Origin of the sequence: Thalassospira sp. NFXS8, assembly GCF_040148805.1 — a bacterium.
GTDB lineage: Bacteria > Pseudomonadota > Alphaproteobacteria > Rhodospirillales > Thalassospiraceae > Thalassospira.
Genome location: NZ_JAGEMF010000002.1, coordinates 1,424,118 through 1,448,136 on the forward strand (window position 1 = coordinate 1,424,118; position 24,019 = coordinate 1,448,136).

At 53.6% G+C, this 24,019-nt stretch carries 22 protein-coding genes; 13 read left to right on the forward strand and 9 right to left on the reverse strand.

Translation table 11 applies throughout. The features are described from left to right. Nucleotides 1–49: 49 nt before the first annotated feature. A complete protein-coding gene (locus J4E05_RS15590) occupies nucleotides 50–913 on the forward strand; it encodes a pirin family protein (RefSeq protein WP_349597252.1) in 864 nt (287 codons plus the stop codon). Nucleotides 914–1,029: 116 nt separating this feature from the next. Here the strand turns inward: J4E05_RS15590 and J4E05_RS15595 are convergent, their stop codons facing one another. Together J4E05_RS15595 and J4E05_RS15600 are read right to left on the reverse strand one after the other, a co-directional pair. Next, on the reverse strand, nucleotides 1,030–2,007 hold the full coding sequence (locus J4E05_RS15595; protein WP_349597255.1) for a hypothetical protein: 978 nt from the start codon (nucleotides 2,005–2,007) through the stop codon (nucleotides 1,030–1,032). Further along, complete coding sequence (locus tag J4E05_RS15600; protein WP_349597258.1) at nucleotides 2,004–2,540, reverse strand: RNA polymerase sigma factor; 537 nt, start codon at nucleotides 2,538–2,540, stop codon at nucleotides 2,004–2,006. Before J4E05_RS15600 ends, J4E05_RS15595 begins: the two co-directional genes overlap by 4 nt. A 151-nt stretch (nucleotides 2,541–2,691) precedes the next feature. Here J4E05_RS15600 and J4E05_RS15605 point away from each other — a divergent pair, with 151 nt between their 5' ends. Beyond that, nucleotides 2,692–3,357, forward strand: coding sequence for a hypothetical protein (locus J4E05_RS15605; RefSeq protein WP_085594709.1), 666 nt, complete (start codon nucleotides 2,692–2,694; stop codon nucleotides 3,355–3,357). A 178-nt stretch (nucleotides 3,358–3,535) separates the two neighbouring features. On the opposite strand, the gene J4E05_RS15610 is transcribed toward J4E05_RS15605, so the two are convergent. Continuing rightward, on the reverse strand, nucleotides 3,536–4,501 hold the full coding sequence (locus J4E05_RS15610; protein ID WP_349597260.1) for an AraC family transcriptional regulator: 966 nt from the start codon (nucleotides 4,499–4,501) through the stop codon (nucleotides 3,536–3,538). 102 nt (nucleotides 4,502–4,603) lie between these two features. On the opposite strand from J4E05_RS15610, the gene J4E05_RS15615 reads away from it, so the two are divergent. Continuing rightward, a complete protein-coding gene (locus tag J4E05_RS15615) occupies nucleotides 4,604–5,359 on the forward strand; it encodes an SDR family oxidoreductase (protein ID WP_503012341.1) in 756 nt (251 codons plus the stop codon). A gap of 113 nt (nucleotides 5,360–5,472) precedes the next feature. On the opposite strand, the gene J4E05_RS15620 is transcribed toward J4E05_RS15615, so the two are convergent. Both J4E05_RS15620 and J4E05_RS15625 read right to left on the reverse strand, forming a co-directional pair. After that, nucleotides 5,473–6,690 carry an NADP-dependent isocitrate dehydrogenase gene (locus J4E05_RS15620; protein WP_085594703.1) on the reverse strand — a complete coding sequence of 406 codons (1,218 nt, stop codon included), beginning with the start codon at nucleotides 6,688–6,690 and terminating at the stop codon, nucleotides 5,473–5,475. A gap of 296 nt (nucleotides 6,691–6,986) precedes the next feature. Then, on the reverse strand, nucleotides 6,987–7,679 hold the full coding sequence (locus J4E05_RS15625) for a TetR/AcrR family transcriptional regulator (RefSeq protein WP_349597263.1): 693 nt from the start codon (nucleotides 7,677–7,679) through the stop codon (nucleotides 6,987–6,989). 105 nt (nucleotides 7,680–7,784) lie between these two features. Between J4E05_RS15625 and J4E05_RS15630 the strand changes: the two genes are divergently transcribed. After that, the gene (locus tag J4E05_RS15630; RefSeq protein ID WP_349597266.1) at nucleotides 7,785–8,888 is read left to right on the forward strand and encodes an HlyD family secretion protein; all 1,104 of its coding nucleotides are present in this window, start codon (nucleotides 7,785–7,787) and stop codon (nucleotides 8,886–8,888) included. Beyond that, a complete protein-coding gene (locus tag J4E05_RS15635) occupies nucleotides 8,888–10,714 on the forward strand; it encodes a DHA2 family efflux MFS transporter permease subunit (protein WP_349597269.1) in 1,827 nt (608 codons plus the stop codon). Before J4E05_RS15630 ends, J4E05_RS15635 begins: the two co-directional genes overlap by 1 nt. A gap of 219 nt (nucleotides 10,715–10,933) precedes the next feature. Here the strand turns inward: J4E05_RS15635 and J4E05_RS15640 are convergent, their stop codons facing one another. Beyond that, nucleotides 10,934–11,890: an EamA family transporter gene (locus J4E05_RS15640; protein ID WP_085594697.1), complete on the reverse strand. Its 957-nt coding sequence runs from the start codon at nucleotides 11,888–11,890 to the stop codon at nucleotides 10,934–10,936. Between the two features lie 192 nt (nucleotides 11,891–12,082). Here J4E05_RS15640 and J4E05_RS15645 point away from each other — a divergent pair, with 192 nt between their 5' ends. Beyond that, nucleotides 12,083–13,012 carry a LysR family transcriptional regulator gene (locus tag J4E05_RS15645; protein ID WP_349597273.1) on the forward strand — a complete coding sequence of 310 codons (930 nt, stop codon included), beginning with the start codon at nucleotides 12,083–12,085 and terminating at the stop codon, nucleotides 13,010–13,012. 35 nt (nucleotides 13,013–13,047) lie between these two features. Here the strand turns inward: J4E05_RS15645 and J4E05_RS15650 are convergent, their stop codons facing one another. Further along, a complete protein-coding gene (locus J4E05_RS15650; protein ID WP_349597276.1) occupies nucleotides 13,048–14,019 on the reverse strand; it encodes an amidohydrolase family protein in 972 nt (323 codons plus the stop codon). Between the two features lie 110 nt (nucleotides 14,020–14,129). Between J4E05_RS15650 and J4E05_RS15655 the strand changes: the two genes are divergently transcribed. The 5 genes from J4E05_RS15655 (at nucleotide 14,130) to J4E05_RS15675 (ending at nucleotide 18,459) form a co-directional block, all read left to right on the forward strand. Beyond that, nucleotides 14,130–15,014 carry a LysR substrate-binding domain-containing protein gene (locus J4E05_RS15655; protein ID WP_349597279.1) on the forward strand — a complete coding sequence of 295 codons (885 nt, stop codon included), beginning with the start codon at nucleotides 14,130–14,132 and terminating at the stop codon, nucleotides 15,012–15,014. Between the two features lie 367 nt (nucleotides 15,015–15,381). Next, nucleotides 15,382–15,975 carry a TetR/AcrR family transcriptional regulator gene (locus J4E05_RS15660; RefSeq protein ID WP_349597282.1) on the forward strand — a complete coding sequence of 198 codons (594 nt, stop codon included), beginning with the start codon at nucleotides 15,382–15,384 and terminating at the stop codon, nucleotides 15,973–15,975. Between the two features lie 293 nt (nucleotides 15,976–16,268). Further along, nucleotides 16,269–16,964 (forward strand): hypothetical protein, encoded by a 696-nt coding sequence (locus tag J4E05_RS15665; protein WP_349597284.1) that lies wholly within the window; start codon nucleotides 16,269–16,271, stop codon nucleotides 16,962–16,964. Between the two features lie 108 nt (nucleotides 16,965–17,072). Next, nucleotides 17,073–17,708 (forward strand): cytochrome b/b6 domain-containing protein, encoded by a 636-nt coding sequence (locus J4E05_RS15670; protein WP_349597287.1) that lies wholly within the window; start codon nucleotides 17,073–17,075, stop codon nucleotides 17,706–17,708. Beyond that, nucleotides 17,698–18,459 (forward strand): molybdopterin-dependent oxidoreductase, encoded by a 762-nt coding sequence (locus J4E05_RS15675; RefSeq protein WP_349597290.1) that lies wholly within the window; start codon nucleotides 17,698–17,700, stop codon nucleotides 18,457–18,459. Before J4E05_RS15670 ends, J4E05_RS15675 begins: the two co-directional genes overlap by 11 nt. A 305-nt stretch (nucleotides 18,460–18,764) precedes the next feature. Here J4E05_RS15675 and J4E05_RS15680 read toward each other — a convergent pair whose 3' ends face one another. Then, entirely contained in the window at nucleotides 18,765–19,847 is a 1,083-nt protein-coding gene (locus J4E05_RS15680) for a cytochrome-c peroxidase (RefSeq protein WP_085595261.1), read from the reverse strand. A 260-nt stretch (nucleotides 19,848–20,107) separates the two neighbouring features. Next, a complete protein-coding gene (locus J4E05_RS15685) occupies nucleotides 20,108–20,692 on the reverse strand; it encodes an LOG family protein (RefSeq protein WP_349597293.1) in 585 nt (194 codons plus the stop codon). A 318-nt stretch (nucleotides 20,693–21,010) separates the two neighbouring features. On the opposite strand from J4E05_RS15685, the gene J4E05_RS15690 reads away from it, so the two are divergent. Both J4E05_RS15690 and J4E05_RS15695 read left to right on the forward strand, forming a co-directional pair. Further along, the gene (locus tag J4E05_RS15690) at nucleotides 21,011–22,051 is read left to right on the forward strand and encodes a hypothetical protein (protein WP_349597296.1); all 1,041 of its coding nucleotides are present in this window, start codon (nucleotides 21,011–21,013) and stop codon (nucleotides 22,049–22,051) included. Between the two features lie 308 nt (nucleotides 22,052–22,359). After that, the gene (locus J4E05_RS15695; RefSeq protein WP_349597299.1) at nucleotides 22,360–23,520 is read left to right on the forward strand and encodes a LysM peptidoglycan-binding domain-containing protein; all 1,161 of its coding nucleotides are present in this window, start codon (nucleotides 22,360–22,362) and stop codon (nucleotides 23,518–23,520) included. Nucleotides 23,521–24,019 lie beyond the last annotated feature (499 nt).

A 24,019-nucleotide genomic window follows, 5' to 3' on the forward strand; every position in this document is an offset into this window, starting at 1 on the left:
CCGCACCGATGATGCCATTGGTGCCGGTCCCGGACACGGAGAATGAAAAATGACTGATACCCTTGAACGTCGCAAGGTTGCCCGTATTATCCGGGCGATGGATACATCTGACGGGGCCGGTGTGCGCCTGAAACGCTCGGTCGGGTCGCCCGCCCTTGATATGCTTGACCCGTTTCTGATGCTTGATTCCATTTCCAGCGATAAGGCCGATGATTATATCGCCGGTTTCCCCGAACACCCGCATCGCGGTTTTGAAACCGTAACCTATATGGTCGAAGGGGCGATGCGCCATAATGACAGTATTGGGTCCGAAGGTGTCTTGCGTTCGGGCGGGGTACAATGGATGACAGCAGGCAGCGGGATTATCCATTCCGAAACACCTGAGCAGGAAGACGGCCTTTTGCAGGGCTTTCAGCTGTGGATTAATTTGCCTGCCAAAGACAAAATGCGCCGTCCGCGTTATCAAAACCTTGAAGCCGACCAGGTTGTGGAAATCAGCCCGGATCGGGGCGTTGATATTCGCCTGGTCGCAGGCAAGGCATTTGGCAAAACCGGCCCGGTTTCGGGCATTGCCACCAGGCCTGTCTTTATGGATGTGAAACTGGCGCCAGGTGCAGAGGTTACGTTGCCAGTGCCAGATGGTCATGCCGCGTTTGTTTATGTGTTTATCGGTGATGCCGAAGTTGCCGGTCGTGCGGTTGCCACCCATCATTTGGCAGTTTTAAAAGACGGCAACTCGGTTTTGTTAAAGGGTGGCGCCAAAGGCGGGCGGATGTTGCTGATTGCGGCTGCCCCGATCAATGAACCGGTCGCCCGGCATGGCCCGTTTGTGATGAATACCCGGCAAGAACTGATGCAGGCTTTTGAAGATTTTCAAAAAGGCCGGTTTGTGCGGGCCAAAGCAACAGGTTGAACCCACGCACTGGTTTAAGCACCTTTGCGGAAAATATGCCTTAAATGAAATAACGGGCGCAGATTTAAATCTGCGCCCGTTATTTTTATGGCTGTTTGTCTGAAATGCGATTTGCATTACAGGTTTTGGTGTGCGGCCAAGGGCTCAGGCCCTAAATCCACGGACGAGCCGGGGAACAGGCGATATACTGTTTGCCAGCCTTCCTTGGGGTCGCGGCATGCGCGGCCAAAAAAGGTAATCGGTTTATCCTGACCCAAATCAATGTCGGCGCGATATTCGCGGCAAAATCGGCCCTGAAGCTGAAAGGTACGCAGTGGCTCGATGGTGGTCTTGCCGATTTTTTCCGAATTGGTGGCAAGTGCGGCATATTTGATTTGTCCGCTTTGCGTGGTTTCCAGCGTTTCATTAATCAGCATATCCAGCCCGGCATTATCCACCTTGGTATCGCTGTTATTGGCTGCAATTACCGGGTCAATCGGCGATGTTGTGCGCCCATACCAGCCGCCTGCAACAAATGCCACGGCAATGGCGGCAGCAATGCCGGCACCAGCCCACCAGCGTGGTGTTTTTGCGCCAGTGTTCCGTGTTTTACCATAATTTACGTTCGGTCTGGTTGCTATTTGCCGGCCAACTTTATGTGACTGACCGGATTGGGGATGCGCGATGAAACGTGCCAATTGCCCATTTTCGCGTCGCACCAGCGATTGCGGTGTCGCGTCGTTATTGTTCACGTCATCCGTCTCGTCGTTCTGCATTTCGGGTGCCGAAAGCATCGTGATGTCGCGCAGATCGGTATCGTGTTTTTCCGGTGTCACATTGCTGCCCGGGCGCGCTGATATATCGGCCGATGATGCCTGCATACCAAAGGCAGTGTCGAGGATGGTATTGATGCGGTTTTGAAGTTGCAACGGTACCGTGTCGTCGGCCGGGTTTTCCAGAATATCAGCCTGAAGCGCCATAATTTCCAGGCGCTCGCGCAGGGCTTTGTCTGTGTCCAGACGTTGTTCCAGTTCAAGCCGGGCAGGCGGGTCCAATTCGTCGTCAAGCCAGGCCGATATTAGCAAATCGTCGTTTGGCGTAAGGGTTGTTGTCATGGAGTCCCCCGTTTTATATCGCGCGGTGGCACAGCGTGATCGGCGTCATGTAAATCAACCAGCGCACGGCGGGCGCGGGCGACGCGGCTCATCACGGTGCCATCGGGCACTTTCAATATCTCGGCAGCTTCGCGGTAGCTATACCCTTCAATCAGTACCAGCGTCAGCGCCGATCGCTGATCTGCTGGCAGGGTCGCCAGGGCTGCGCGCAAAAATACGCGATCATTTCCCCCGTGGCCCTGAGCCGGCATTCCTGCCTCGCGCGCATCCTGAAGCGAAATAACGTTTCCCGCCCGTTGTGCGCGCCGTTTTTCATCTATCCACGTGTTTTGCACAATTTTAAACATCCAGCTATCCAGCCGGGTGCCGGGTGCGAATTGCGCAAGGCTTTCAACGGCCTTCATATAGGCGTTTTGCACCAGGTCTTCTGCGGTTGCAGCATCGCGGGTCAGGGACCGGGCAAAACGAAGTATGCGAGGCAACAGGCGGGACATTTCGTCACGCAGTGCCGGGTCGAACCTATCTGTCTGCATGGCATCCATATAAGTCGGTTAATGGGACAACGTACCGGGTCGAATTTTTATTCCGCATATTTTTTAAAAAGTTTTTGGAAGAATTAGGGCAACGTGAACGTTGTTCCCTCAAGAGCAGACAAAATCAGGGTTTCGCATCGGGAGAAAGCGGATGGCCCAGGGACAGATGGCGCTGCTTGAATGGTTATTGCAAGGCACAGTTAGCTGCGTTGCAACGATTGTTTTGGCGGTAACGCCCTTGTCGGCCCATACGGCGCGTGATGGCTTTTGGCCAATCGCCACGCAGACGGCGGGAACGGCAAGGCACAAGGAAATTTGCGCGCTTCATATTCTGGCGGGGGCCGGGACATGTGCGGGCAGTACGGAAAGGTCGGATGCAGGTGCTTCTTTCGATACTGCATGTGGCCCGTCTCCCAATGGGGACGACACGGTTGGTGCGCCAGACAATGGTTCATTGCCGAAAAGTGACACGGTGGCAAGCGGGCATGCCGGGTCCCGATACAATGATCAGGGCGCAAACGCGTTAGGCGATTTGCCGCCCGGTATTCGGGATATTCCAGGCATGGCGGGGGAACTGCCCCATGTCATATGGCACGTTTTTGGCGCACCGGCCGGGTCGGACATTGGTTTGGAACAGGAACGCAAGTTTATCAGGGACGGTTGGCAAACACCGCCGCAAAAAACCGGGCATAAAAATGACCTGGTGGCGAATGAGCCAGCAACGAAATTATGCAATGACGGGAAATGCCCCGCCATTGTCGCGCCGCAAGGCGTAAACGGTGTCACGGGAAGCACGACCGGGACCAGCGGCACCTGACGGCTCGAAACGTGTGATTCTGTCGTTTCTGAGCCCTGCCGCTCGTTGGGACACGTGCAAACTAATACCCCGCCAGACGTAATCTGGCGGGGTTTTTTTTGATCGGGCCGGATGGATTAGAGGGCAAGCATATTTGTCTGCGCTGTGCTGATAGTTATCAGCCTTGGCGGAATGTATTTTAACGTCCGGGCGACAAAAGATTGGCGTTGCTGGTGCTAAATGTGGGGCCGTTTTGCCGGTATTCCTGCCAGTATCGCCGGGGCGACGTGCCAAATGCGCGTTTGAACGCATTGCCAAATGCACTTTCCGATCCATAGCCAAGCCGGGTGGCGATATCGATAACGGGTGTTTGTGGATTGCGCAGCTCGGTACGTGCAACCTGCATGCGCCACATGCCAATATATGCCAGCGGGGCTTCCCCCACCAATGTTTTGAACCGCAAGGCAAATCCGGACCGTGACATGCCTGCAATGTTTGCCATATCGCCTAATGTCCATTGACGGGCAATGTCGTTATGAATTTGAAACAGCACCTTGCCAATATGGCGATCAGCCAGCGCGCCAATCCAGCCCGCTATTTTTGCACCAGCCTGTTGTTTGCTATAGGCCCGTAACCCTTGCACCAGTAAAATATCGGCCAGCCGTCGCGTCATAACCGACGCCCCCATCTGGCCCGGCTGCAGACTTAGTTCCTGGTCCAGCATCCCCAACGTGGTACGCGATATTTCCGCCATTTCCTGCTGTGCGGGAATATGCATAAACGCAGGCAGAATATGCCGCAGAAATTGTGTGTCGCTATCGGCAAAAATAAAACCGCCGCCGATCAAAACTGTTTCATCCCCGCCAAAGCGCAAAATATTGGGCGGTTCCTGTAACAATACCGGGGCTGCTTCCTGCGCGGTTAGATCTGGCGCGCTTGAAAGCACAAATTGCGGTGCATCTGTCATTAAAAAGGTATCGCCGCAACGCAGTTTTATTGGGGGTGCGTCAGGGATTGTGATCCAGCAACTGCCGCGCAAAACAGCGTTGAATTTCAAATATGGCTTGGCTGGAAATTGTAATGCCCAGTCGCCCCCGGCCTCGAAACGGGCAGTGGCGACGGACCGAACCTCGAACAGGGCGAATATTTGCGATAAAGGATCCACGATATTTTAGACGATCAATATAAAAAACTGGATGCTGATGCATAGATCATCTGATCGTGATCAGCAATATGTGCTGTTCCCTTTGCAAATATGAAATCGGCCGTGAAAGGAACTGCCATGTTATCGGGGATTGAAGGAAAAGTTATTGTTTTAACCGGGGCAAGCAGCGGTATCGGGGCGGCAACCGCACGCTTGCTGGCGCAACGCGGTGCGAAGCTTGTTTTGGGCGCCCGCGGGCAGGGCCGACTGGACCAGCTTAACCATGAAATTACGGCTGCGGGCGGCAACAGCCTGTGTCAGACGGTGGATGTGCGCGATGCAAAACAGGTGGCTTCGCTGGTGGATCTGGCCCTGACATCTTTTGGCCGGGTTGACGTTTTAATCAATAATGCCGGTGTGATGCCGATTTCACCACTGGATCATCTGAAAGTCGATGATTGGGATGCAATGGTCGATATTAATCTGAAAGGGGTGCTTTACGGTATTGCAGCGGTTTTACCGATATTTCGGCGTCAGAAATCGGGCCATGTTATTAATACGGCGTCAACGGCAGCGCATAAAACTGTTGCTGTGCAATCGGTTTATTCGGCCACCAAATTTGCCGTGCGCGCCCTGTCCGAAGGGGTGCGGCAAGAAGCGGGTAAGGATTTTCGCGTTACCATTATTTCACCGGGTATGACCCAAACCGCCTTTGCCAGCCATATTCCCGATATGGCCTTGCGTGATAGCGCAACGCAGGCGGGAAAAGATTTTGGTATGTCACCCGATGCGGTGGCGCGCGCCATGGCCTTTGCCATTGAACAACCCGATGATGTCGATGTTGGCGAAATTATTATTCGTTCTACGGCCCAACCCTGAACATTGGGGCAGCGAGCATTGAGGCCATCTGAAGAAAAGCCTGCATTGTAAAACAAAACCCCGCCAGAAATTAATCTGGCGGAGTTTATCAGTTGGGCAAAACTGCCGGGCAATTACAGGCCCATCGCAGCTTTCAAACCTTCATCCAGTTTATCGAGGAACTGGGTGGTGGTCAGCCATTTCTGGTTCGGACCGATCAGCAATGCCAGATCCTTGGTCATGAAGCCGGCTTCGACGGTGTCGACGCAGACTTTTTCCAGGGTTTCGGCAAATTTGACGACTTCCGGGGTACCATCAAACTCACCACGATATTTAAGGCCCTGCGACCAGGCAAAGATCGACGCAATCGGGTTGGTCGAGGTTTCTTTGCCCTGCTGGTGCTGGCGATAGTGGCGGGTCACGGTGCCATGTGCAGCTTCTGCTTCGACGGTCTGCCCATCCGGGGTCATCAAAACAGAGGTCATCAGACCCAGCGAGCCAAAGCCCTGTGCCACGGTGTCGGACTGAACGTCGCCGTCGTAGTTTTTACAAGCCCAGACGAAACCGCCATTCCATTTCATCGCACAGGCGACCATGTCGTCGATCAGGCGGTGTTCATAGGTAATGCCGGCAGCCTTGAACTTGTCGGCGAATTCTTCGTCGAAAACTTCCTGGAACAGGTCTTTGAAACGGCCATCATAGGCTTTCATGATGGTGTTCTTGGTTGACAGGTAAACCGGCCAGCCAAGGTTAAGGCCGTAATTCAGGCTGGCACGTGCAAAGCCCTTGATGCTGTCATCAAGGTTGTACATCGACATCGCAACGCCCGAAGACGGGAAATCAAACACTTCATGTTCAATGGCTTCGCCGCCATCAGCAGGCTGGAACTTGATGGTCAGTTTACCGGCACCCGGCACTTTGAAGTCGGTCGCACGATACTGGTCACCAAAAGCATGACGGCCAATAACGATCGGCTGGGTCCACCCCGGAACCAGGCGCGGCACGTTCGAGCAAATGATCGGCTGGCGGAAAACGGTACCGCCAATGATGTTGCGGATGGTGCCGTTCGGCGACTTCCACATTTTTTTCAGGCCGAATTCTTCAACGCGCTGTTCATCAGGGGTGATGGTGGCGCATTTAACACCAACGCGATGTTCCTTGATGGCATTTGCGGCATCAATGGTGATCTGGTCGTTGGTTTCATCACGTTTCTGAACCGACAGATCGTAATATTTCAGATCAATATCAAGATAGGGCAGGATCAGTTTGTTTTTAATGAAATCCCAGATGATCCGGGTCATTTCGTCGCCGTCAAGCTCGACGACCGGGTTCTTAACTTGAATCTTGCTCATAGAATACTCCCTTTCTGGCCGCTGCCAGGTATCAGCGCGGCTGCCATTTGACAAGGTGGGTCAAACTTCATCCGGCGCGCGAGGGAGCGCCCTGGCCGCGTCGGGAGAACGCAACATACAGGATGCGAACGCAAAATCAAATAGGCTGCCTTAACTTCCCTCGCAAGTTCTTTTCGTCGCCATATACGTTAAATTGCCCTGGCCATTTACGTGCCCGGTATCCAGGGGCGTAACGCTTTGGAATTTGGTGGTTCCGGTGTTATCGCCAATATAATTTCGCCCCTGATTTTGCCGGGTCAGTTTTGCGATAAGTTTGCGTCATGGGGGCTTAAAAGCGAGGATGGGGCAGTGCCCGGGTCAATCGGTGCGCCCAACCCGTAACCGGCCAGGAACATATCGACAGCAATTGTCACATGCTGTTTTAAATCGGGCACGCGCGGTTCCCAGCCAATGAACGCCATTTGCCGAATATCGTAATCGGCCTTGATCAGGCTGATCAGAAAGCTTGCGGCCAGTTCCGGGTTGCCTTTGGGAAAGGTGCCTTGTTGCATTTGCTGCTCAAAATAGTTCGACATCAGGCGACGACCGGTCATCAGGCCGGTTTCATAAAATACCCTGCCCAGATGGGGGAAGCGCGGAACTTCGGCCAGAAACATGCGCATATAACGCAGCGTGTCGGACTGGGTTAAAACCGTCATCAGGGTTTCACCAAATATTATCAGCGTTTCGCGCAGGGGCTGCTGCGAAATTGGCAGGTCGCGCATAATTTTGGTGACGCGGCCTGTGCAATTGCGAATCACCGCTTCAAACACGCCGTCCTTGTTGCCAAACAATTCATAGATCGTTCGTCTGGAGCCTCCGGCTTCAGCTGTGATCATTTCCAGTGTTGTGCCAGCCAGACCGTGTTCGCAAAAAAGTTCACGTGCGGCTTCAACGATTGCTTCGCGCCGTTTCTCGGTACGCGGATCGATTTTTTTGTTTTCGGACAAGGTGCCATTCCATTTTTGATCAATTTAATTCTTGACCGGGGTACTGAGCAGTACCATATTGCAGCAAATGGTACTAATCAATACCAAAAGGAATGATGCTTCAAAATGAACGTTAAAAAAATCCTGCTGCCGGTTATTGCGATAGCTGCAATTGGTGGGGCTGCCTATTACGGTTTCTATTGGGTGACCGAGGGGCGCTATCACGAAGAAACCGACAATGCCTATTTACATGCCGACCAGGTGGCAATTTCGCCCAAGGTTTCGGGCTATATCGACCGGTTGCTGGTGGAAAATAACCAGACCGTCAAAAAGGGCGACCTTTTGATGGTGATTGGCGATGAAGATTATCAGGCCAAGTACAATCAGGCCAAGGCTGCGTTTGAATCGCGCATGGCCGCGCTTGATACAATGGACAAACAAATTGCCCTGCAGCAGGCCTCTATTGACCAGGCTGCCGCAAATGTCGCCATTTCAAAGGTTGACCTGAACACAACCGGCGAAGATTTTGACCGCTATAAGGACCTGGTTAAAAAAGGTGCGGCCAGCCGCCAGAAATATGATTACGCCGTTGCCGACCGGAACAAGGCCATTGCCCAGGTAAATGCCGCCAAGGCAACCCTTGCTGTGCAGCAGGGCCAGCTTGAAGTTCTGAAAGCGCAAAAAATTGAAGCTGAACGTGCGGTATCCGAAGCCAGCGCCGATCTTGATCTGGCGCAGCAATCGCTGGACGATACCCGTATTGCCGCCCCGTTTGATGGTGTAATCGGCAACCGGTCGGTGCAGTTGGGGGCTTTGGTGCAGCCGGGGCAGCAATTGCTGGTTCTGGTGCCGTTGCCCGGTGTTTACGCCGTTGCCAATTTCAAGGAAACGCAGATCGGCCATATGGCACCAGGGCAAAAAGTGACACTGGAAGTTGATGCCTTTCCTGACTCGGAAATTACCGGCGTCATCGAAAGTTTTGCCCCGGGTACCGGCGCACAGTTCAGTCTGTTACCGCCAGAAAATGCCACGGGTAACTTCACCAAAATTACCCAGCGTGTTCCTGTGCGTATCAAACTGGATTCCAGCCCCGTGGCCGACGCCCTGCGTCCAGGTCTGTCGGTGGTGGTGAATGTTGATGTGCGCGACGCATCGGGCGAAATGCACGCTGCGGGTACCGGGCTTGCGCCCTCCAAGGCCCAGGTTCGTGAAGTATCGGAGTTGCAATAATGGCCGATGACACGCGTGATCAGGACGATAGCTTGCGTGCCAGTGCAACAGACCGGTCCGTGATCAGTTCTGCCTCGTCAACGCGCTCGCATGCCGATATTCCGGCGCAAGCAGGCAATGACCAGCAGGCCGCAAAATCACAGTCCGAATCGTCGCTGCCTGTGACGTCATCTTCCTCGTCCTTGTCATCGTCATCGACAACGTCTCCGTCTGTATCTGGCGGTGCCGGGGGATCCGGCGGCGCGGGCGGTGGTGCCAAGGTTGGCGGCGGTGCCCCGCAAGGCCCTGATCACGTTGACCCGCTGCATTTTATCGGCTGGATCGCGATGGTCATTGGCATGTTCATGGCAATTCTCGATATTCAGATTGTCGCAAGCTCGCTTGAAGATATTCAGGCCGGGTTGTCGGCCAGCCCCGATGAAATTGGCTGGGTGCAGACATCCTATCTGATCGCTGAAGTTGTCATGATTCCGCTGTCGGGCTTTTTATCGCGCCTGATTTCGACGCGCTGGCTGTTTGTGCTTTCCGCTGCCGGTTTCACGATCATGAGCGTGTTTAGCGCCATGGCGTGGTCCATCAACAGCATGATCCTGTTTCGGGCGTTGCAGGGCTTCCTTGGCGGCGCGATGATTCCAACGGTTTTTGCCACCACCTATATTATTTTCCCCAAATCCCGCCAAAACGGTGCCAGCGTGATCATTGGTTTGATCGCAACCATGGCCCCCACTGTTGGCCCGACCTTGGGGGGGTATCTTACCCAGTCGCTTTCGTGGCACTGGCTGTTCCTGATCAATGTTGTACCCGGTCTTCTGGTTGGTGCCGTTGTTGCAATGACCCTGCGCATCGATAAAGGGGATCGTTCCTTGCTGAAAGGCTTTGATATCGAAGGCCTGGTGGCAATGGCGGCGTTTCTGGGCAGTCTGGAATATGTGCTTGATGAAGGACCGCGAAATGACTGGTTCGATGACCGGGCCATTACGTATGGCGCGGTGATCTGTACCCTGTCGGGGCTGTATTTCCTGTGGCGGATGTTCACCTATGAAAAGCCGATTGTCGATCTAAGCTCGTTTACCGATCGCAACTTTTCCATGGGGTGTATTTTCAGCTTTACGCTGGGGATCGGTTTATATGGCAGTGTGTATATTTTGCCGCTTGAACTGGCGCGGGTGCGTGGTTTTGACAGCTTGCAAATCGGCACCATTATGGCGGTAACGGGAATATGCCAGTTCCTGTCCGCGCCGATTGCCGGGCGACTGATGCGGGTTTTACCACCGCGGGTGTTGCTGGGTTTCGGGTTGGCGCTGTTTGCGTTGGGTGTTGGTTTAAACGGTTTTCAAAACAGCCAACTGGGCTTTGATGAATTACTGGTTCCCCAGGCCGTGCGTGGCTTTGCCTTGATGTTTTGTATGTTGCCAATTACCAATCTGGCATTGGGAACTTTACCGCATGATAAAATCAAGAATGCATCAGGCCTGTTTAATCTGACACGTAACCTTGGCGGGGCCATTGGGCTGGCCTGTATCAACACATTGCTGGATAACCGGTCCGACCTGCACTGGACGCATCTGGCCGAATATATCAATCCGTCCAATCCGGTTTATCAGCATTACCTAAATACCCTTACCACACGGTATCAGTCGCTGGGGGTGGCCGAACCCGCGGCAGCAGCCATGAAATCAATTGGCAATATTCTGACCCGTGAATCGACCATGATCGCCTTTAACGATGTGCATCTGGTTATGGCGGCGGCTTTTGTGGTCGCGCTGATTTTGTTGCCATTGGCGAAAAAACCAAAAACACCGGGGGCTGCCGCACCCGCACACTAATATCCCCTTTGGTCCATTTCCCAACAGGTTCGGACCTGACGACAAAACCGCGCAAGGTCTTCCCCCCCGACCCCGCCTGTGCGGTTTGCCATGCCCCCGAATTACCCGGCTTGTCCGGTGTGGTTCGGGGGTTTTGGTTTTGGGGCCGGGGTAATGTCAAACCGGTATTTGCGCTGTACTGTCGGCTTGCTTGTGAGCCAGCCAACGCGCCCTGGTGAATTATTGAGTGCTGGCAGCCAGGCGCGCAGTCCGTAGTTTGGCCCCGCGCCGTTTGCTTAGCGTGATCAGGGCAATGCCGCTTACTACCAGTGCGGCACAGACCCAGAAAACACCATCGGGTTTGGGGCTGGGGGTGGTGGTAAAGCGGGCGGCGACGGCCTCGATGGCCAATAAAATAAAGGGCAAAAAGCTGGTGGCCAGAATATAGGTTTCAATGCCGGCCAGTTTGATAGATCGAAGTGTTAACACCATAGCCGGACCACGCAGCAAAACCCCGATTACCAGTCCGCACAAAACAGTTTGAAGGCCAAAGAAATTTTCCAGGGAGAGCGACGGCAGGTCGATGGGCGACACTATGCCGATCAAGGGCGGAAAAATCAAAAACATGGCAGACGTGATCAGCAGCAAAACCCCGGTAAAGCGTAAATGTGCCCAACTGTCGGTGACCTGGTTATGGGGGTGTTTTTCCGCCACCACCGATGATGAAATGGCGGTTACCTCGCTTGCCAGCATCAACCACACCGCGGGGTTGGTGAAACCACCGGGTAAGTGAAATGCCATCCATCCGGCGCCGATCAATAATACAGCATGGCCAAACCATTCGCTTTTGTGGGGTGGGCGCCCCAAAATAAAGGTTGCGGCCAGTGCGGCCATCGGCATCCCGGTTTGCGATAAAATACCGCTTTGTGGCGATGAAATGTAAATAAGGGCCGCCGTCCAGCTTACGCCGGTCAGGACACGTAAAAATCCGTAAAACCAGTTTACCGGCAAGGCAAATTGACGCCAGGGAATGGGACGTCCCGGTGATAAAACAATCAGCGCCAACCCGCCAAAAGCCAGTTGCCAGCATGTCATCGCATAGGCATCGGCATGAAATTGCAGTAATGCAACGCGATTGGCGACCAAAAGGCTCGCCCAGGTGACGGTGGTTAATATAAGCAATAAGACAACAGGCATATGAAAAATCTCAAATTTGTATGATTATGCCCAGTGTTGCCGTTTCAGAAATGAATATCTATACTTGTATTTTTGATGTGGCTATTCATTTTTGTATCACTTTACCTGATATGGGGCAGGGCGAATTTGCCTGATACAAACGGGGCAGGCCGACAGTGTATAAACCCATAAATCAAACGGGGCAGGACCAGGATGCAGCCAGGAAAAACACCGGACTGGGACCATATTCGCATGTTTCTGGGCATTGCCCGTGCCGGAAGCCTGCGCGCGGCATCGTTGGAAATGGGCATTAGCCAGCCCACTGTTGGCCGTCACTTAACCGCACTTGAGGCCGACCTTGCCGTTACGTTGTTTGACCGTTTACCCGAAGGATTACGCCTGACCGATGCCGGGCGCGATTTAATGCCGCGGGCCGAAGCGATGGAAACAGCAGCTTTGGCATTTCACCGGCACGGCGACGCCATTTCCGGTGTGCGTGATCGGCAGGTTCGCCTGACAGCAAGCCCGTGGTCGGCCTTGTTCTTGGCGGGTGAAATCGGCCAGCGGCCCGAGGGTTTGTTTTTGGAAATTCGCCAGTCTGACGATACCCAGCTGTTAACCAAACGCGAGGCGGATTTTGCTGTACGCCATGGTTTGCCCTTAACCGGCGATTTTGTCACAAGGCGTTTGGGATCGATCGGCTGTGCGGTTTATGCGGCCCCCGCCCTTGCGGCACAAATGCTGGCAATGACCAAAGATCGCATTTTTATCGATGCCCCCTGGGCCTGCTTTGCCGAAGAATTTGACTTATATGAAAGCCAGCGCTGGATTTTGGGACATCTGGGCGATGCCAAACCGGTTTTTCGCGCCGGAACAACGCCCATGCTGCAACACGCCGTGCGAAGTGGGGTAGGGGCGGGCATTTTGCCCTGTTTTTTGGGCGATAAAGACCCGGGGCTGGTGCGTGTTTCACAACCGATTGCAGTGTTAAATTCCGACATCTGGCTGATTGTGCATCGCGATTTACGCAAGGCCGAAGGTATTCGTATTGCCGGAGACTGGGTGGCCGAACAGTTTAAAGCACGGCAATTGTTGTTAAGCGGGGCAGCAGGCCATGCCAGCCATCAATGTAACCTGGCATAGCCTGCGGATAACGCGGCTTAAAGGTTTGTCAGCGGTTATTTTGCGTGTGTCAGCCGGGGAAACAGCGACAGGGCATTGTCGCGGTTAATTGCTGTTTTTGTTTGAACTGACAAGGTGGTGTTTTCATCAAGCTGGTTGGCAAACGATTGCCCGATACGGGCCGGGGCATAGGGAAAATCACTGCCAAACAGGATGTGTCCGGGTTTTGCAAATGCCGTTAGGCTGGGCAGGGCATATTGGCTGGATGACAGGGCCGTATCAAAATAAAACCGGCGAAATTCCTCCAGGATAGTGGCCGGGTCGGTAATGTCGCTGCGAAAGGCAGTTGCCAGTTCGGCAAAGCGCTGGGCGGCATAGGGTAAAAATCCTCCGGCATGGGACAGAATGATTTTTACATCGCGATAGCGGCGGGTTACGCCGTTAAACACCAGTTGTGCCGCCAGCCGGGTGGTGTCGAAAGGGTAATCAAGCGTGGGGGCGGGAATACCGGCAATCACATCAAGGCCAAAGGGTTTGGTCGGATGGACAAAGACAACAGCCTTGCGGGCATTAAGGGCGACCCAAATCGGGTCGAACCTGGCATCGCCGGGATATTCGCCGTCATAATTGGTAAGTAAAACAACGCCGTCCGCCGCTAAACTGTCAAAGCCACGGTCAATTTCGTGCAGGGTGCCGTCAATATCGGGCAAGGGCAAGGTGATGAAATTGCCAAATCGGGCCGGTTGCGTGGACACCAGTTCAGCACTGTAGTCATTGACCCGTGCCGCCATATCGCGGCGTTCCTGCCCGTGCCAACCGGCAACACCGGGCGCGGTGAGTGACAGAATACCGGTTTGAATATGCAAACGATCCATAAATTCAACCGCCTGCGCTGGGGACCAGTCAGGCATATGCCACCCCGATGGATCGCCGCCATGTTTGCCCAGGGCCTGTGCCCAAACAGGGGGAATAACATGCTGATGAACATCAATACGACGTGGTGCAATAACAGATGCAGCTAAAGACATGGCGGGAACTCCGGTTATGAAGGAATACCTCATGCTCCGTTGTTTGATTAATAAATTCCAATGCCGTAAATATACATATTGATATATAAATTATATGAATGTGGGGCGTCATGGAATTGCGGCATGTACGGTATTTTTTGGCAGTGGCCGAAGAAATGCATTTTGGTCGCGCGGCTGCTTCTTTGAACATTGCCCAGCCGGCCCTTAGTATTCAGATCAAGGCACTGGAAGATGAACTGGGCGCTGTTTTGTTTGACCGCACCAGCCGCCATGTTGCGCTTTCTGCCGTTGGGCGTATTTTTTTGCCAGAAGCCCGTAAAATTATGGCCCAGGCAAATTATGCGCGGCTGGCGGCCAGGCGCGCCGCCAGTGGCCAGCTTGGTGTCATCAGAATTGGCTTTGTCGGCAACGCGTTTTTTAGCGGGGCTTTGTCACGGGATTTAAGGCAGTTTCGCAAGGTTTACCCCGCTGTGACAATTGATCTGGTTGAATTGCCCCCGGGCGTGCAGGCTGAACAGATTATTCACCAGATGCTTGATATCGGCTATGTGCCCGATTTTGACGACCCGCAACATCCTGAAATTTTGCGTCAGAAAACCGGTTCCTGGCCGTTTGTTGTTGCCCTGTCACCCGATCATCCTCTGGCAGCGAAAGATCGCATTTCGCCAGCTGATTTGCGCGATGAAACCTTTGTTATTTATGCTGCCAGCGACACTGACAGGGATCATCTGGCATATATATCGGCTGTTCTTGGTGATGCGCCGGCCCATGTGGTGCATGTCAGCAATACATTAACGGTGCTTACCATGGCGTCGGCGGGGCTGGGTGTTGCGGTGGTGCCAGAAACACTGGCCGAAATCAAAATTGCCGATATCTGTTATCGCCCGCTGCTGGGGGCGCGGCAAATGTCACGCGGGGCGCTGTTATCCTCGCGGTATCATGCATCACCGGTTGTGCGGTCCTATCTGGCTGAAATTGCGCGGGCTTCCTCGTAAAACGCCGCCGGGCTGCCTATTGGGGGGCTACCTCAATATGCTTGGCGATGCGGCGGCATCTTTCCTGTTTTGTCGTTATGTCTGGCAGGTGGGGCATGTTGCGCGCTGAAATGATCAGGATTCGTGCTTGCGGATTTGTAAATTCGGGCCCAATCAGCATGAAAAAGACTGCTCACAACAAGCTCACGGAAAGGTGTGATGCGGGAAATGTCCCTGATAACGGATGGCATTTTTCATTTATCATATTGATTTTATTAATAAATTTTAATTCCCGCTTTGGGCTGACGGGCAAGGCTGCACGACCGGGGACATTCGGGATCATGATTTGATGATTGTCATCTTACTAACTAGTAAGTAAGTTTTCTTCATGACCCAAAAAACATCGCCCAAAGCCCTCGAAATTATTGATCTTGCGCGTTCGCTGATTGCCAATGCCGGCTATAACGGTTTTAGCTATGCCGATATTGCCAAAACCCTTGGTGTGACCAATGCCAGCATTCACTACCATTTTCCGGCGAAGGCCGACCTGGTGAAGGCTGTTGTTGTCAGTTATCGCGCACAATCCGACCATCAGCTTCGTTTGGCGGCCGCCGAAATTGACGACCCGGTTCAGCTTTTGCGGCTTTTTGTCCAGTTTTGGGAGCGTTGCCTGCACGAAGGACCGTTGCCATTTTGCATTTGTGTGATGCTGGCATCTGAATTGCCGTTAATCCCCGAAAGCGTTGCCGATGAAGTCCAGGGGCATTTCGATGATTTGGCTGGTTGGCTGACAGAGGTGATGCTTCGGGCCGAGGCAAAGGGGCTCGTGCATTTGCGGGCCGGGGCCCAGGCAGAAGCGCGTATGTTAATGACGCTGGTTCACGGGTCGATGATTTCCGCACGTGCCGCGCGGGACCCTGACGTCTATGGGATAAGTGCGTGGCCCGCCCTTGAAAGGTTGCTTGTTGATGGCCCCCCGTAACGATCCGACGTAAATCAGAATTGGCAGCGGCCAGAAAAATAGCCCGGGGCATTGCCGGGCGATAATGCCGCACTGGCAACCTGGCCTGCCGTCTTCACCATTTTTAATCTTATTTGTTTGCGATGCGCATTTGTGTTCTGGCCTGCCAGATCAATGCGTCCCATCCAGCCTTCCATTGCCGTCAACTGGTTGCACCATTGACGGGAAAACGAACCTGCTTGGCTAAAACCAGCCGGTTTTCAGCAAGTAGTTCACCGCGTTTCCCCCGTCCCCCAAATCTACAGGAAGTTAAAATGAAACCTTTTATCGCTATTACCCTGGCTGCATTGGGCCTGTCTGTTGCGTTTGTACCTCTTGCCAGCGCAGATCCCGCGCCAACCCGTTTGCGCGGCACAATTACAACACTTAACCCGCAATCTTTGGTTGTTCATACCCGCGATGACAAGGATATTACTGTCACTCTGGATGATCAGACCCATTATGCTGCGGTGGTTAAATCCAGTCTCGATAACCTGAAAGAAGGCAGTTATATCGGCACCGCCACCAAAGAAATTGGTTCCAAACTGATTGCCCTTGAAGTTTCAATCTTTCCGCCGGAAATGCGGGGCGCTGGCGAAGGCCATTATGCATGGGACAAAATTTCCGACACCACCCTTTCCGCCGGTGCGGCCACAGCCAGTGCCATGACCAATGGCAATGTTGCCACCGTTACCAGTTCGGGTGAAACCGATGTTAACAGTGCCATGACCAATGGCAATGTAACCACTGCTGCGGCCAAAGGCGGACTTACCGTTTTAAATGTCACCTATAAGGGCGGTGAACAAACTGTTCTTGTGCCGCCAACCGCCCCGATTGTTGCCTTGCAGGCCGGTACAAAGGCCGATCTGGCAGCGGGTGCAGGCATTTTCATCGTGGCTATTCAGGATGGCGATAACACCACGGCCAAGTTGATTGCCGTTGGTAAAGATGGCGTTGTCCCGCCGATGTAAACGGCAAAATCCGGCTTGTTCAGGTGGGGTATGTGCGTTGTGCATTATTGCCTTGCCCCACCTAACGGGTCGTTTGCCGGCAAACCGGTTTTCAAAAGGGTGGTTTTTATGAAAAATCCTGCGCAAGCATCGACGCGACCCGCGCATTCCCTTCCTGTGCGCATCATGCACTGGGTAAATGTTTATGCCCTTTGCTGCATGTTGTTCAGCGGTTGGGAAATTTACAATGCCTCGCCCGACTTGCCGTTTCTGTTTCCCCAATGGGCAACATTGGGCGGGTGGCTGGGCGGTGCGCTGGCGTGGCACCTTAGTGCCATGTGGTTGTTGGTGATCAATGGGGCCGCCTATGTGCTGTACGGCATTTTTTCGGGCCATTTCAAACGCGATTTGCCGCCACCGTCACCCAAAGCGTTCCTGCGGGACATGTGGGCCGCAGTTTGCCTGCGGTTGCCCCATAAGACCGGTCATTACAATGCTGTTCAACGCCTGTTGTATGGCGGTGTGATTTGCATTCTCGTGATCGAGGTTTTGACAGGCATGTCGATCTGGAAACCGGTGCAGTTTGGCGGGCTGGTTTCGCTATTTGGCGGTTTTGTACTGGCCCGTAACATTCATTTGGCAATGATGATTTTAATCGTTGGTTTTATTGTCGTCCATCTTGCTTTGGTGGCGATTGTACCGCGCACGCTTGTTTCCATGTTCAAATCCGTTCCATCCGACCCGCAGGAGGCAAATGATGCTTGAAAAACGTCGTAAACCGGTCATTACACCAGATGATATTCGTGCCGATCTGGACCGGTTTAGCCGCCGGGCGTTTTTGCGCGGTTCGCTGTCGCTGGGTGGGCTTGCGATGTTAACCGGGTGTAATTTGTCGACCGACAGCGGGGTTGATGCCGCCTTGAAGGCGATTTTGCGGTTTGATGACAAAATACAGGCCAAATTATTCGACCCCGCCCGTTTGGCGCAAACCTATCCCGCCAGTGCCATTACCGAACCGTTCCGTTTTAATGCCTATTACCCCGATTGGCAGGTACGCGGCGTTCCCGATGACTGGCGGCTGGAAGTTGCGGGGCAGGTTACGGATAAAAAAGCCTGGACCCTTGATGCGTTACAATCCTTGCCGCAGGAAAGCCAGATTACCCGCCATATTTGCATTGAGGGCTGGAGCCAGATTGGGCAATGGCGCGGGGTGCCGCTGGCAATGTTTTTACGCAAAATTGGGGCGGATACGCGGGCAAAATATGTAAAATTTACCTGTTTTGACGATTATACCACCAGCATTGATATGGCGAGTGCCCTGCACCCGCAAACGATTTTGGCGCTGGAATTTGTTGGAAAACCGCTAACGCCGGAATGGGGGGCACCGGTGCGTCTGCGTATTCCCACCAAACTGGGTTTTAAAAGCGCCAAAAATTTACGGGCGATCGAGGTAACCAACAGTTTTGCCGGCGGGTATTGGGAAAATCAGGGGTATGACTGGTTTGCCGGTGTTTGATTTTTGTGGTTTTTATACCAGACGATCCTTGCATGGCATCGATCAATGGCGCCCCCGGGGTGGCAGGCGGGCTGATATATCTTTGCCAATGGCTTTACAAGCTGTCGATACCATTGCGCCTGGCCAGCCTTCCGTAACGCATGTTTACAATGAGTTGATATAAGCGCGCAGGCAGGGCAATTTGCCCGAAAAAAAAGTCGCCCGGTTCCCAACGCGGGGCGGGCGACAGGCGGGTTAGCTGGCTGTATAGCTGATCTGGCAAAGCCGAATTTGCCAGATCAGCAGGATATGGTTATCGACGCCGGCTAGTTGTTAACCGACATGGCAACGGGTTTGGGTGTTGAATGCGTACTGACCGGCAGGATCGGGTATACGATCCGGGGTTCTTCACCTGTCAATGTCCGCAAGAAGGCGGCAATTGCCGAAATTGATTTATCGTCAAGTTCGGTACCCAACTGGCTGGTTGCCATAATGCCAACGGCCTGTTCGAGATCCCAGACCTTGCCGGTATGGAAATAGGGGGCTGTCAGCTCGATATTGCGAAGCGGGCCTGCGCGGAAAACATAATCGTCATCGGCGGTGTGGGTTACGGCAAAGCGGCCCTTGTCATTGGGGGGCAAAATGTCGGAACCGGGTTTTTCAACCACGCCAAACGGATAATATCCGTTACCGCCAACATTGACGCCGTTATGGCAAGATGCACAGCCGCTATCTATAAACAGGGCCAGACCTTCTTTTTCCTGATCGCTCAGGATGACGTCGTTGCCTTCAAGGAACTGGTCAAACCGGGATGCCGGGGTGATCAGGGTGGCTTCAAAGGCTTCGATGGCTTTGGCCATGTTATCAAACGTTACCGGGTCAGCTTCACCCGGGAAGGCTTTTTTGAAATGCTCGATATACTCGGGCATGCTTTTTAGCGTGGTTACAACGCGGTCCGGGGTGCTGGCCATTTCAACACCGGCCTGAACCGGACCTTTGGCCTGTGCCTTAAGGTCGGCGGCACGGCCATCCCAGAACTGGGCAATGTTGAAAACGGCATTAAAAACGGTCGGCGCGTTGCGCGGGCCTTTTTGCCAGCCATGGCCAATGGACGTTTCAAGGTTGTCGTCACCGCCCATGCCAAGATTATGGCAGGTATTGCATGAAATCAGGGCGCTGGACGAAATGCGGGTTTCAAAAAACAGCATTTTACCCAGTTCGACTTTTTCATGGGTGACGGCATTGCCTTTGACTGCGGGAACAGCCGAAGGAATGACCTCAAAATAGTCTCCGGCTGCTTTGCGCAGGGCGGCATTATCGTCCTTGTCGGCGGCAAGGGCGCTGGTAACAAATCCGATGCACAGGGCACTGGCCCCAAGCAGCCGGACAAAAGTGCGGGTGGTTGTCATGATGTTCCCCTCTCTCAAGTATGAGCGCCATCACAACATCACTGTAACCCACTGTTAACCATGATTTATGTCAAATATCTAATTTAATTAAATTTAATATAAATTGCATTGCCAGATGGGCGATTGAGGGCGCAAAATATGCGCTTGTCGCGCGATTCGCTGTGCTGTTTTGATTGTGCAAGCCGGCCCAAATAGCCAAAGCCCCGCTGCGGGTTCCGGGCGGGGCCTTGGTTCGGGATTAAACTGTTCAAAAATACCGCTTAAAGCAGTTTTTCCTTCGGGTCGAATTTTGGTCCCGGTTCGGCAGACAGCTTTTCAAACACGCCTTCAAGGGTATCTGTTACCGAATAGAGCTGTCGGTTGCTGGGCCGTGCAAAGCCTTCGTCTATGATGCCTTCAATCATTGCCAGGCATTTGTCCCAGTATCCCAGGGCATTTAAAAATACCAACGGTTTATCGTGAATGCCCAACTGGCGCAGGGTTAGGGCCTCGAATGCTTCATCAAGGCTGCCAAGGCCCCCGGCGAGGGTGACAAAGGCATCCGACCGGCGGAACATTTCCACTTTGCGTTCATACATGGACTTGCACACGATCAGTTCCGAAAGACCGGCGTGGCCGACTTCGATATCGTCAAGATGGGCGGGAATAATACCGACAACATTGCCACCATTTTCCATCACGGCATCGGCGACAGCGCCCATAAGGCCAATGCGCCCGCCGCCGTAAACCAGGGTAATGCCGCGTTCGGCCATCATTTTGCCAAAGGCGATGGCGTTTTCCTTGTGTTGGGGGTTCACACCGTTAGATGCACCGCAAAACACACAAATCGAGTTTATTTTCGTCATGGCGGCCTGCCTTGTTGTTATCTTGTTGCAGGAAAGGAAGTTATAAAGCCGTATACGGCTTCAATGTCCCTTTCATCCCCAGCTTAGCGTATGATATGCCTGCGTCGTCAATGATATCTTGATGTCAAAACCGGTTTTGGCGGGGCGAAAACAGGTAAAATGTTGCGTCGCGCAATTTTTGCCCGCAAAAGCACAGCCCGATTTGTGCCGTAATATATCGTATTGTGGCGATCCCGCATTTTCCGGTTCGCGGCATGCTGCGATTGGAAACAGTGCGATACACAAAGATCGAAAATAATAAAGGCAGGTTCATACAGCGTGTTTGTCGACAGTCCGTTCTGGTTTGCCATCCTTGTTTCCGGCGTTATTGCCGCAGTTTTGATGCTGGCCCTGTGGTTGGGGCTTGATCGCGCTGTTGCAAGGCGCATGGTGCTATCTGCCATTATTCCTGCCATTCTGGTGGCGGTGCCTGCTGCCCTTGGCCTGCCCGAAGGTATGCGCGGCGGGGCGGGCGCGGTTTTGGCCGTTATTTTAATTGGCGGGCTTGCGGGCATTATGATTGATGTTGCCCGGTTTTCGGCGCGGATCGCATCGGTTTTGGCCTGTATTATCATTGTTGGCGGTGGCTGGCTGGTTTTGGGCGATGATACCAGCGGCACAGCGGCACTTCTGGGGCAGGTAACCTTACCCGGAACAGCGCATATTGTTTCGGTGCTGGCGTGGGCCGCGTATTTGGCGGTCGCCCTGGTTTTGGCGTTTGTTACACTGCCCGATTTTACCGACACCGCCGAGGATGGCGGGCAGGGGGGCAAAACCGCGAAAAAGACCAAAGCCAAAACAACCAAAGTAACATCAACCCGCAAAAGCAAATCGGTTACCAGCGCCCTTGCCGACGGAGACCGGGGGCCCGGGGCGTTGTCGGTGTTTTTGGCGCTGGTGCTGGGGTTGGGTATTATTGCGGTGCAATTTGGCCTGCGCGATTTGAAAATTCTGCACGGGGCGATGGCGATTGCATTGTTGATTGCCCTGATATCGGAAAAGGCGGCACCGCAATACCGGGCGGCGGTCTGGTTATCGATGGTGGGGGCCATTATGGTGGCCGGGGCAACAGCAATTTTGCGCGCCCCCGCCAGTCTGGTGGCGCATGGTGTGCTGGTGCTGGTGATGTTTTCGGGCACGGGAACGGTTTTGTTGCAACGCGCCTTGCGCCTTGATCGTGTTGACGCCGCCGGGGCATCGGGCCGTGATGTCGGTATTTTGTGGGCGGGCGGTGCTATTGTCCGGGTGCTGGTGCTGGCGATGCCGGTGGGCATGGCGGCCCTTGTTGCCTTTATCGGGGCGGCGATGACGGCCCCATGATCAATTTTCTGCCGATTGGGCCTGTTCGTGGTGAATGACTGCCGTTCAGCAGGCAACTAATGCGGTGAAATTCGGCCTGACAGGTCAAAATCACTGTTTTTGATGTGCAATTTGACGCATTTGCAACAGCTTGATGCATTTCCGGCTTTGTTACGGTATGGAAACTGTGCGATGAAAGTAGTACAAGTTTCCGATAACCGTGTCGGGGGTGGGGACGGGATTTCGTTTTTCATGCTGCAATGCCGCGCATTGATGCAATTCTGACCTTCGGCGAATAAAAGATAACCATCGTTCAAGGATATTTTCCGGTGAAACGACCTTATATCCTCGTCATTATCGGCGTTTTGCTGATCATTGCCGCCATTGTGCTCAACTATACGCTTACGGGCGCTGGCGACGATGACGCCGATACGGTGTCTAGCGCGCCTGAGCAACAAAGCAGCACGGAGCCGGCCGGCGAAAAAACGCCTGAAACGGGCAAAACAGATACACCTGCCGATGACAGCAAGGCACCGGATGTTACCGATCCCAGCTTTGACGTGGTGCGCGTCAGCCCGGATGGAAATTCGGTTATTGCCGGGCGCGCAGAACCCAATACCAAGGTTCGGGTACGTGAAGGCAAGGACGTGATCGGGGAAGCGACGGCCGATAACCGCGGGGAATGGGTTATTTTGCCGGAAAAACCGCTGCAACCGGGCGATCGTGAATTGTCTGTCGAAAGCGAAGACAAGGATGGCAAGGTTCAGTCGGGCAACGAGGATGTGGTTGTTCTGATCCCGGAAAACCCGGCCAAGGAAACCACTGCACCGATGGTCGCGGAAAAAAGCGACAAGGCCGAACCGGATGCAAAAACCGACAAACAGCCGATTATTGCCTTGCGTGTACCGTCGCAAGGGGAAGGTCCGGCAACAGTAATGCAGGGGCCTGGCGCGGTTCCTGAAAACAAGGAAATTGCCAAGGCTGCCAATCAGGCAGCACAGGATGCAGGCCAGCCTGAAATTGCATCTTCGATGCCGCGTCTAAGTGTTGGTGTTGTTGATTATAACGACAAAGGCCAGGTTGCGATGTCGGGCGATGCAAACCCTGACCACAATATTCGTGTTTATCTTGATAACAGGTTTGTTGGCACGGCCCCGTCTGACAACAAGGGCGATTGGGCCTTGACGCTGGAAAGCGATATCAACCCGGGCCAGTACAAACTGCGCGCTGACGAGGTTGATAAACAGGGCAAGGTGGTTGCACGTGTCGAATTGCCGTTTGAACGGGCTGATGCCAAAAAGGCGATGGAACCCGGTAAGCGGTATGTTGTGCAGCCCGGTAACAGCCTGTGGCGGATTGCCCGGCGTGCTTATGGTGATGGTATTCAATATTGGGTTATTTATCACCGTAACGAAGACCAGATCCGTGACCCGGACCTGATCTATCCCGGCCAGATTTTTGCGCTGCCGGAAGAAAAAACATCCAATTGATTTGCTGATTTAGGCCGCAATACCGCGATTTTGCGTATTGCGGCCTTGTCGTACCATCGACTTTGCCAGATTGGTCCCTATATGCAGCGGACGTATCATTATGGGCGGGCTGTGTTGTGGCTGGCCGTTATTACCGGGCTGTGTGAAGCGGGCAGGCAAATGCAAAATGCCGACGGCTGACATGGCACTTGCCAGGCTGTGTGTTGTATGCGTTTTGATGGTGGATTGCTGTTATCCCTGTGGCGTGCCACAGTGGCACCTGCAAAATAAGGGTTCGCGCGAAACGCTGCCTGAGTGTTGACTGGCCCCGCAACGGGGCAACCTTGCTGCCGATGGTTCGCCAAAACCGGGTGAAAAGGCCGCCAGATGGGCCAAATACCCGGTTAAGGGTGAAAAAAGCGCCGTTGGATGATCCCCCTTGTTGAAGGGGATGGATCGCCAATGATAAGAACATGCCAGACGTGCCACTGATTGGCCCGTCGCATTGCAACCAGGGAAG

Coding starts and splice junctions, on each gene's coding strand:
- J4E05_RS15590 (WP_349597252.1), top strand. CDS start 50: ATGACTGATACCCTTGAACGTCGCAAGGTTGCCCGTATTATCCGGGCG.
- J4E05_RS15595 (WP_349597255.1), bottom strand. CDS start 2,007: ATGACAACAACCCTTACGCCAAACGACGATTTGCTAATATCGGCCTGG.
- J4E05_RS15600 (WP_349597258.1), bottom strand. CDS start 2,540: ATGCAGACAGATAGGTTCGACCCGGCACTGCGTGACGAAATGTCCCGC.
- J4E05_RS15605 (WP_085594709.1), top strand. CDS start 2,692: ATGGCCCAGGGACAGATGGCGCTGCTTGAATGGTTATTGCAAGGCACA.
- J4E05_RS15620 (WP_085594703.1), bottom strand. CDS start 6,690: ATGAGCAAGATTCAAGTTAAGAACCCGGTCGTCGAGCTTGACGGCGAC.
- J4E05_RS15630 (WP_349597266.1), top strand. CDS start 7,785: ATGAACGTTAAAAAAATCCTGCTGCCGGTTATTGCGATAGCTGCAATT.
- J4E05_RS15635 (WP_349597269.1), top strand. CDS start 8,888: ATGGCCGATGACACGCGTGATCAGGACGATAGCTTGCGTGCCAGTGCA.
- J4E05_RS15640 (WP_085594697.1), bottom strand. CDS start 11,890: ATGCCTGTTGTCTTATTGCTTATATTAACCACCGTCACCTGGGCGAGC.
- J4E05_RS15645 (WP_349597273.1), top strand. CDS start 12,083: ATGCAGCCAGGAAAAACACCGGACTGGGACCATATTCGCATGTTTCTG.
- J4E05_RS15650 (WP_349597276.1), bottom strand. CDS start 14,019: ATGTCTTTAGCTGCATCTGTTATTGCACCACGTCGTATTGATGTTCAT.
- J4E05_RS15655 (WP_349597279.1), top strand. CDS start 14,130: ATGGAATTGCGGCATGTACGGTATTTTTTGGCAGTGGCCGAAGAAATG.
- J4E05_RS15660 (WP_349597282.1), top strand. CDS start 15,382: ATGACCCAAAAAACATCGCCCAAAGCCCTCGAAATTATTGATCTTGCG.
- J4E05_RS15665 (WP_349597284.1), top strand. CDS start 16,269: ATGAAACCTTTTATCGCTATTACCCTGGCTGCATTGGGCCTGTCTGTT.
- J4E05_RS15670 (WP_349597287.1), top strand. CDS start 17,073: ATGAAAAATCCTGCGCAAGCATCGACGCGACCCGCGCATTCCCTTCCT.
- J4E05_RS15675 (WP_349597290.1), top strand. CDS start 17,698: ATGATGCTTGAAAAACGTCGTAAACCGGTCATTACACCAGATGATATT.
- J4E05_RS15680 (WP_085595261.1), bottom strand. CDS start 19,847: ATGACAACCACCCGCACTTTTGTCCGGCTGCTTGGGGCCAGTGCCCTG.
- J4E05_RS15685 (WP_349597293.1), bottom strand. CDS start 20,692: ATGACGAAAATAAACTCGATTTGTGTGTTTTGCGGTGCATCTAACGGT.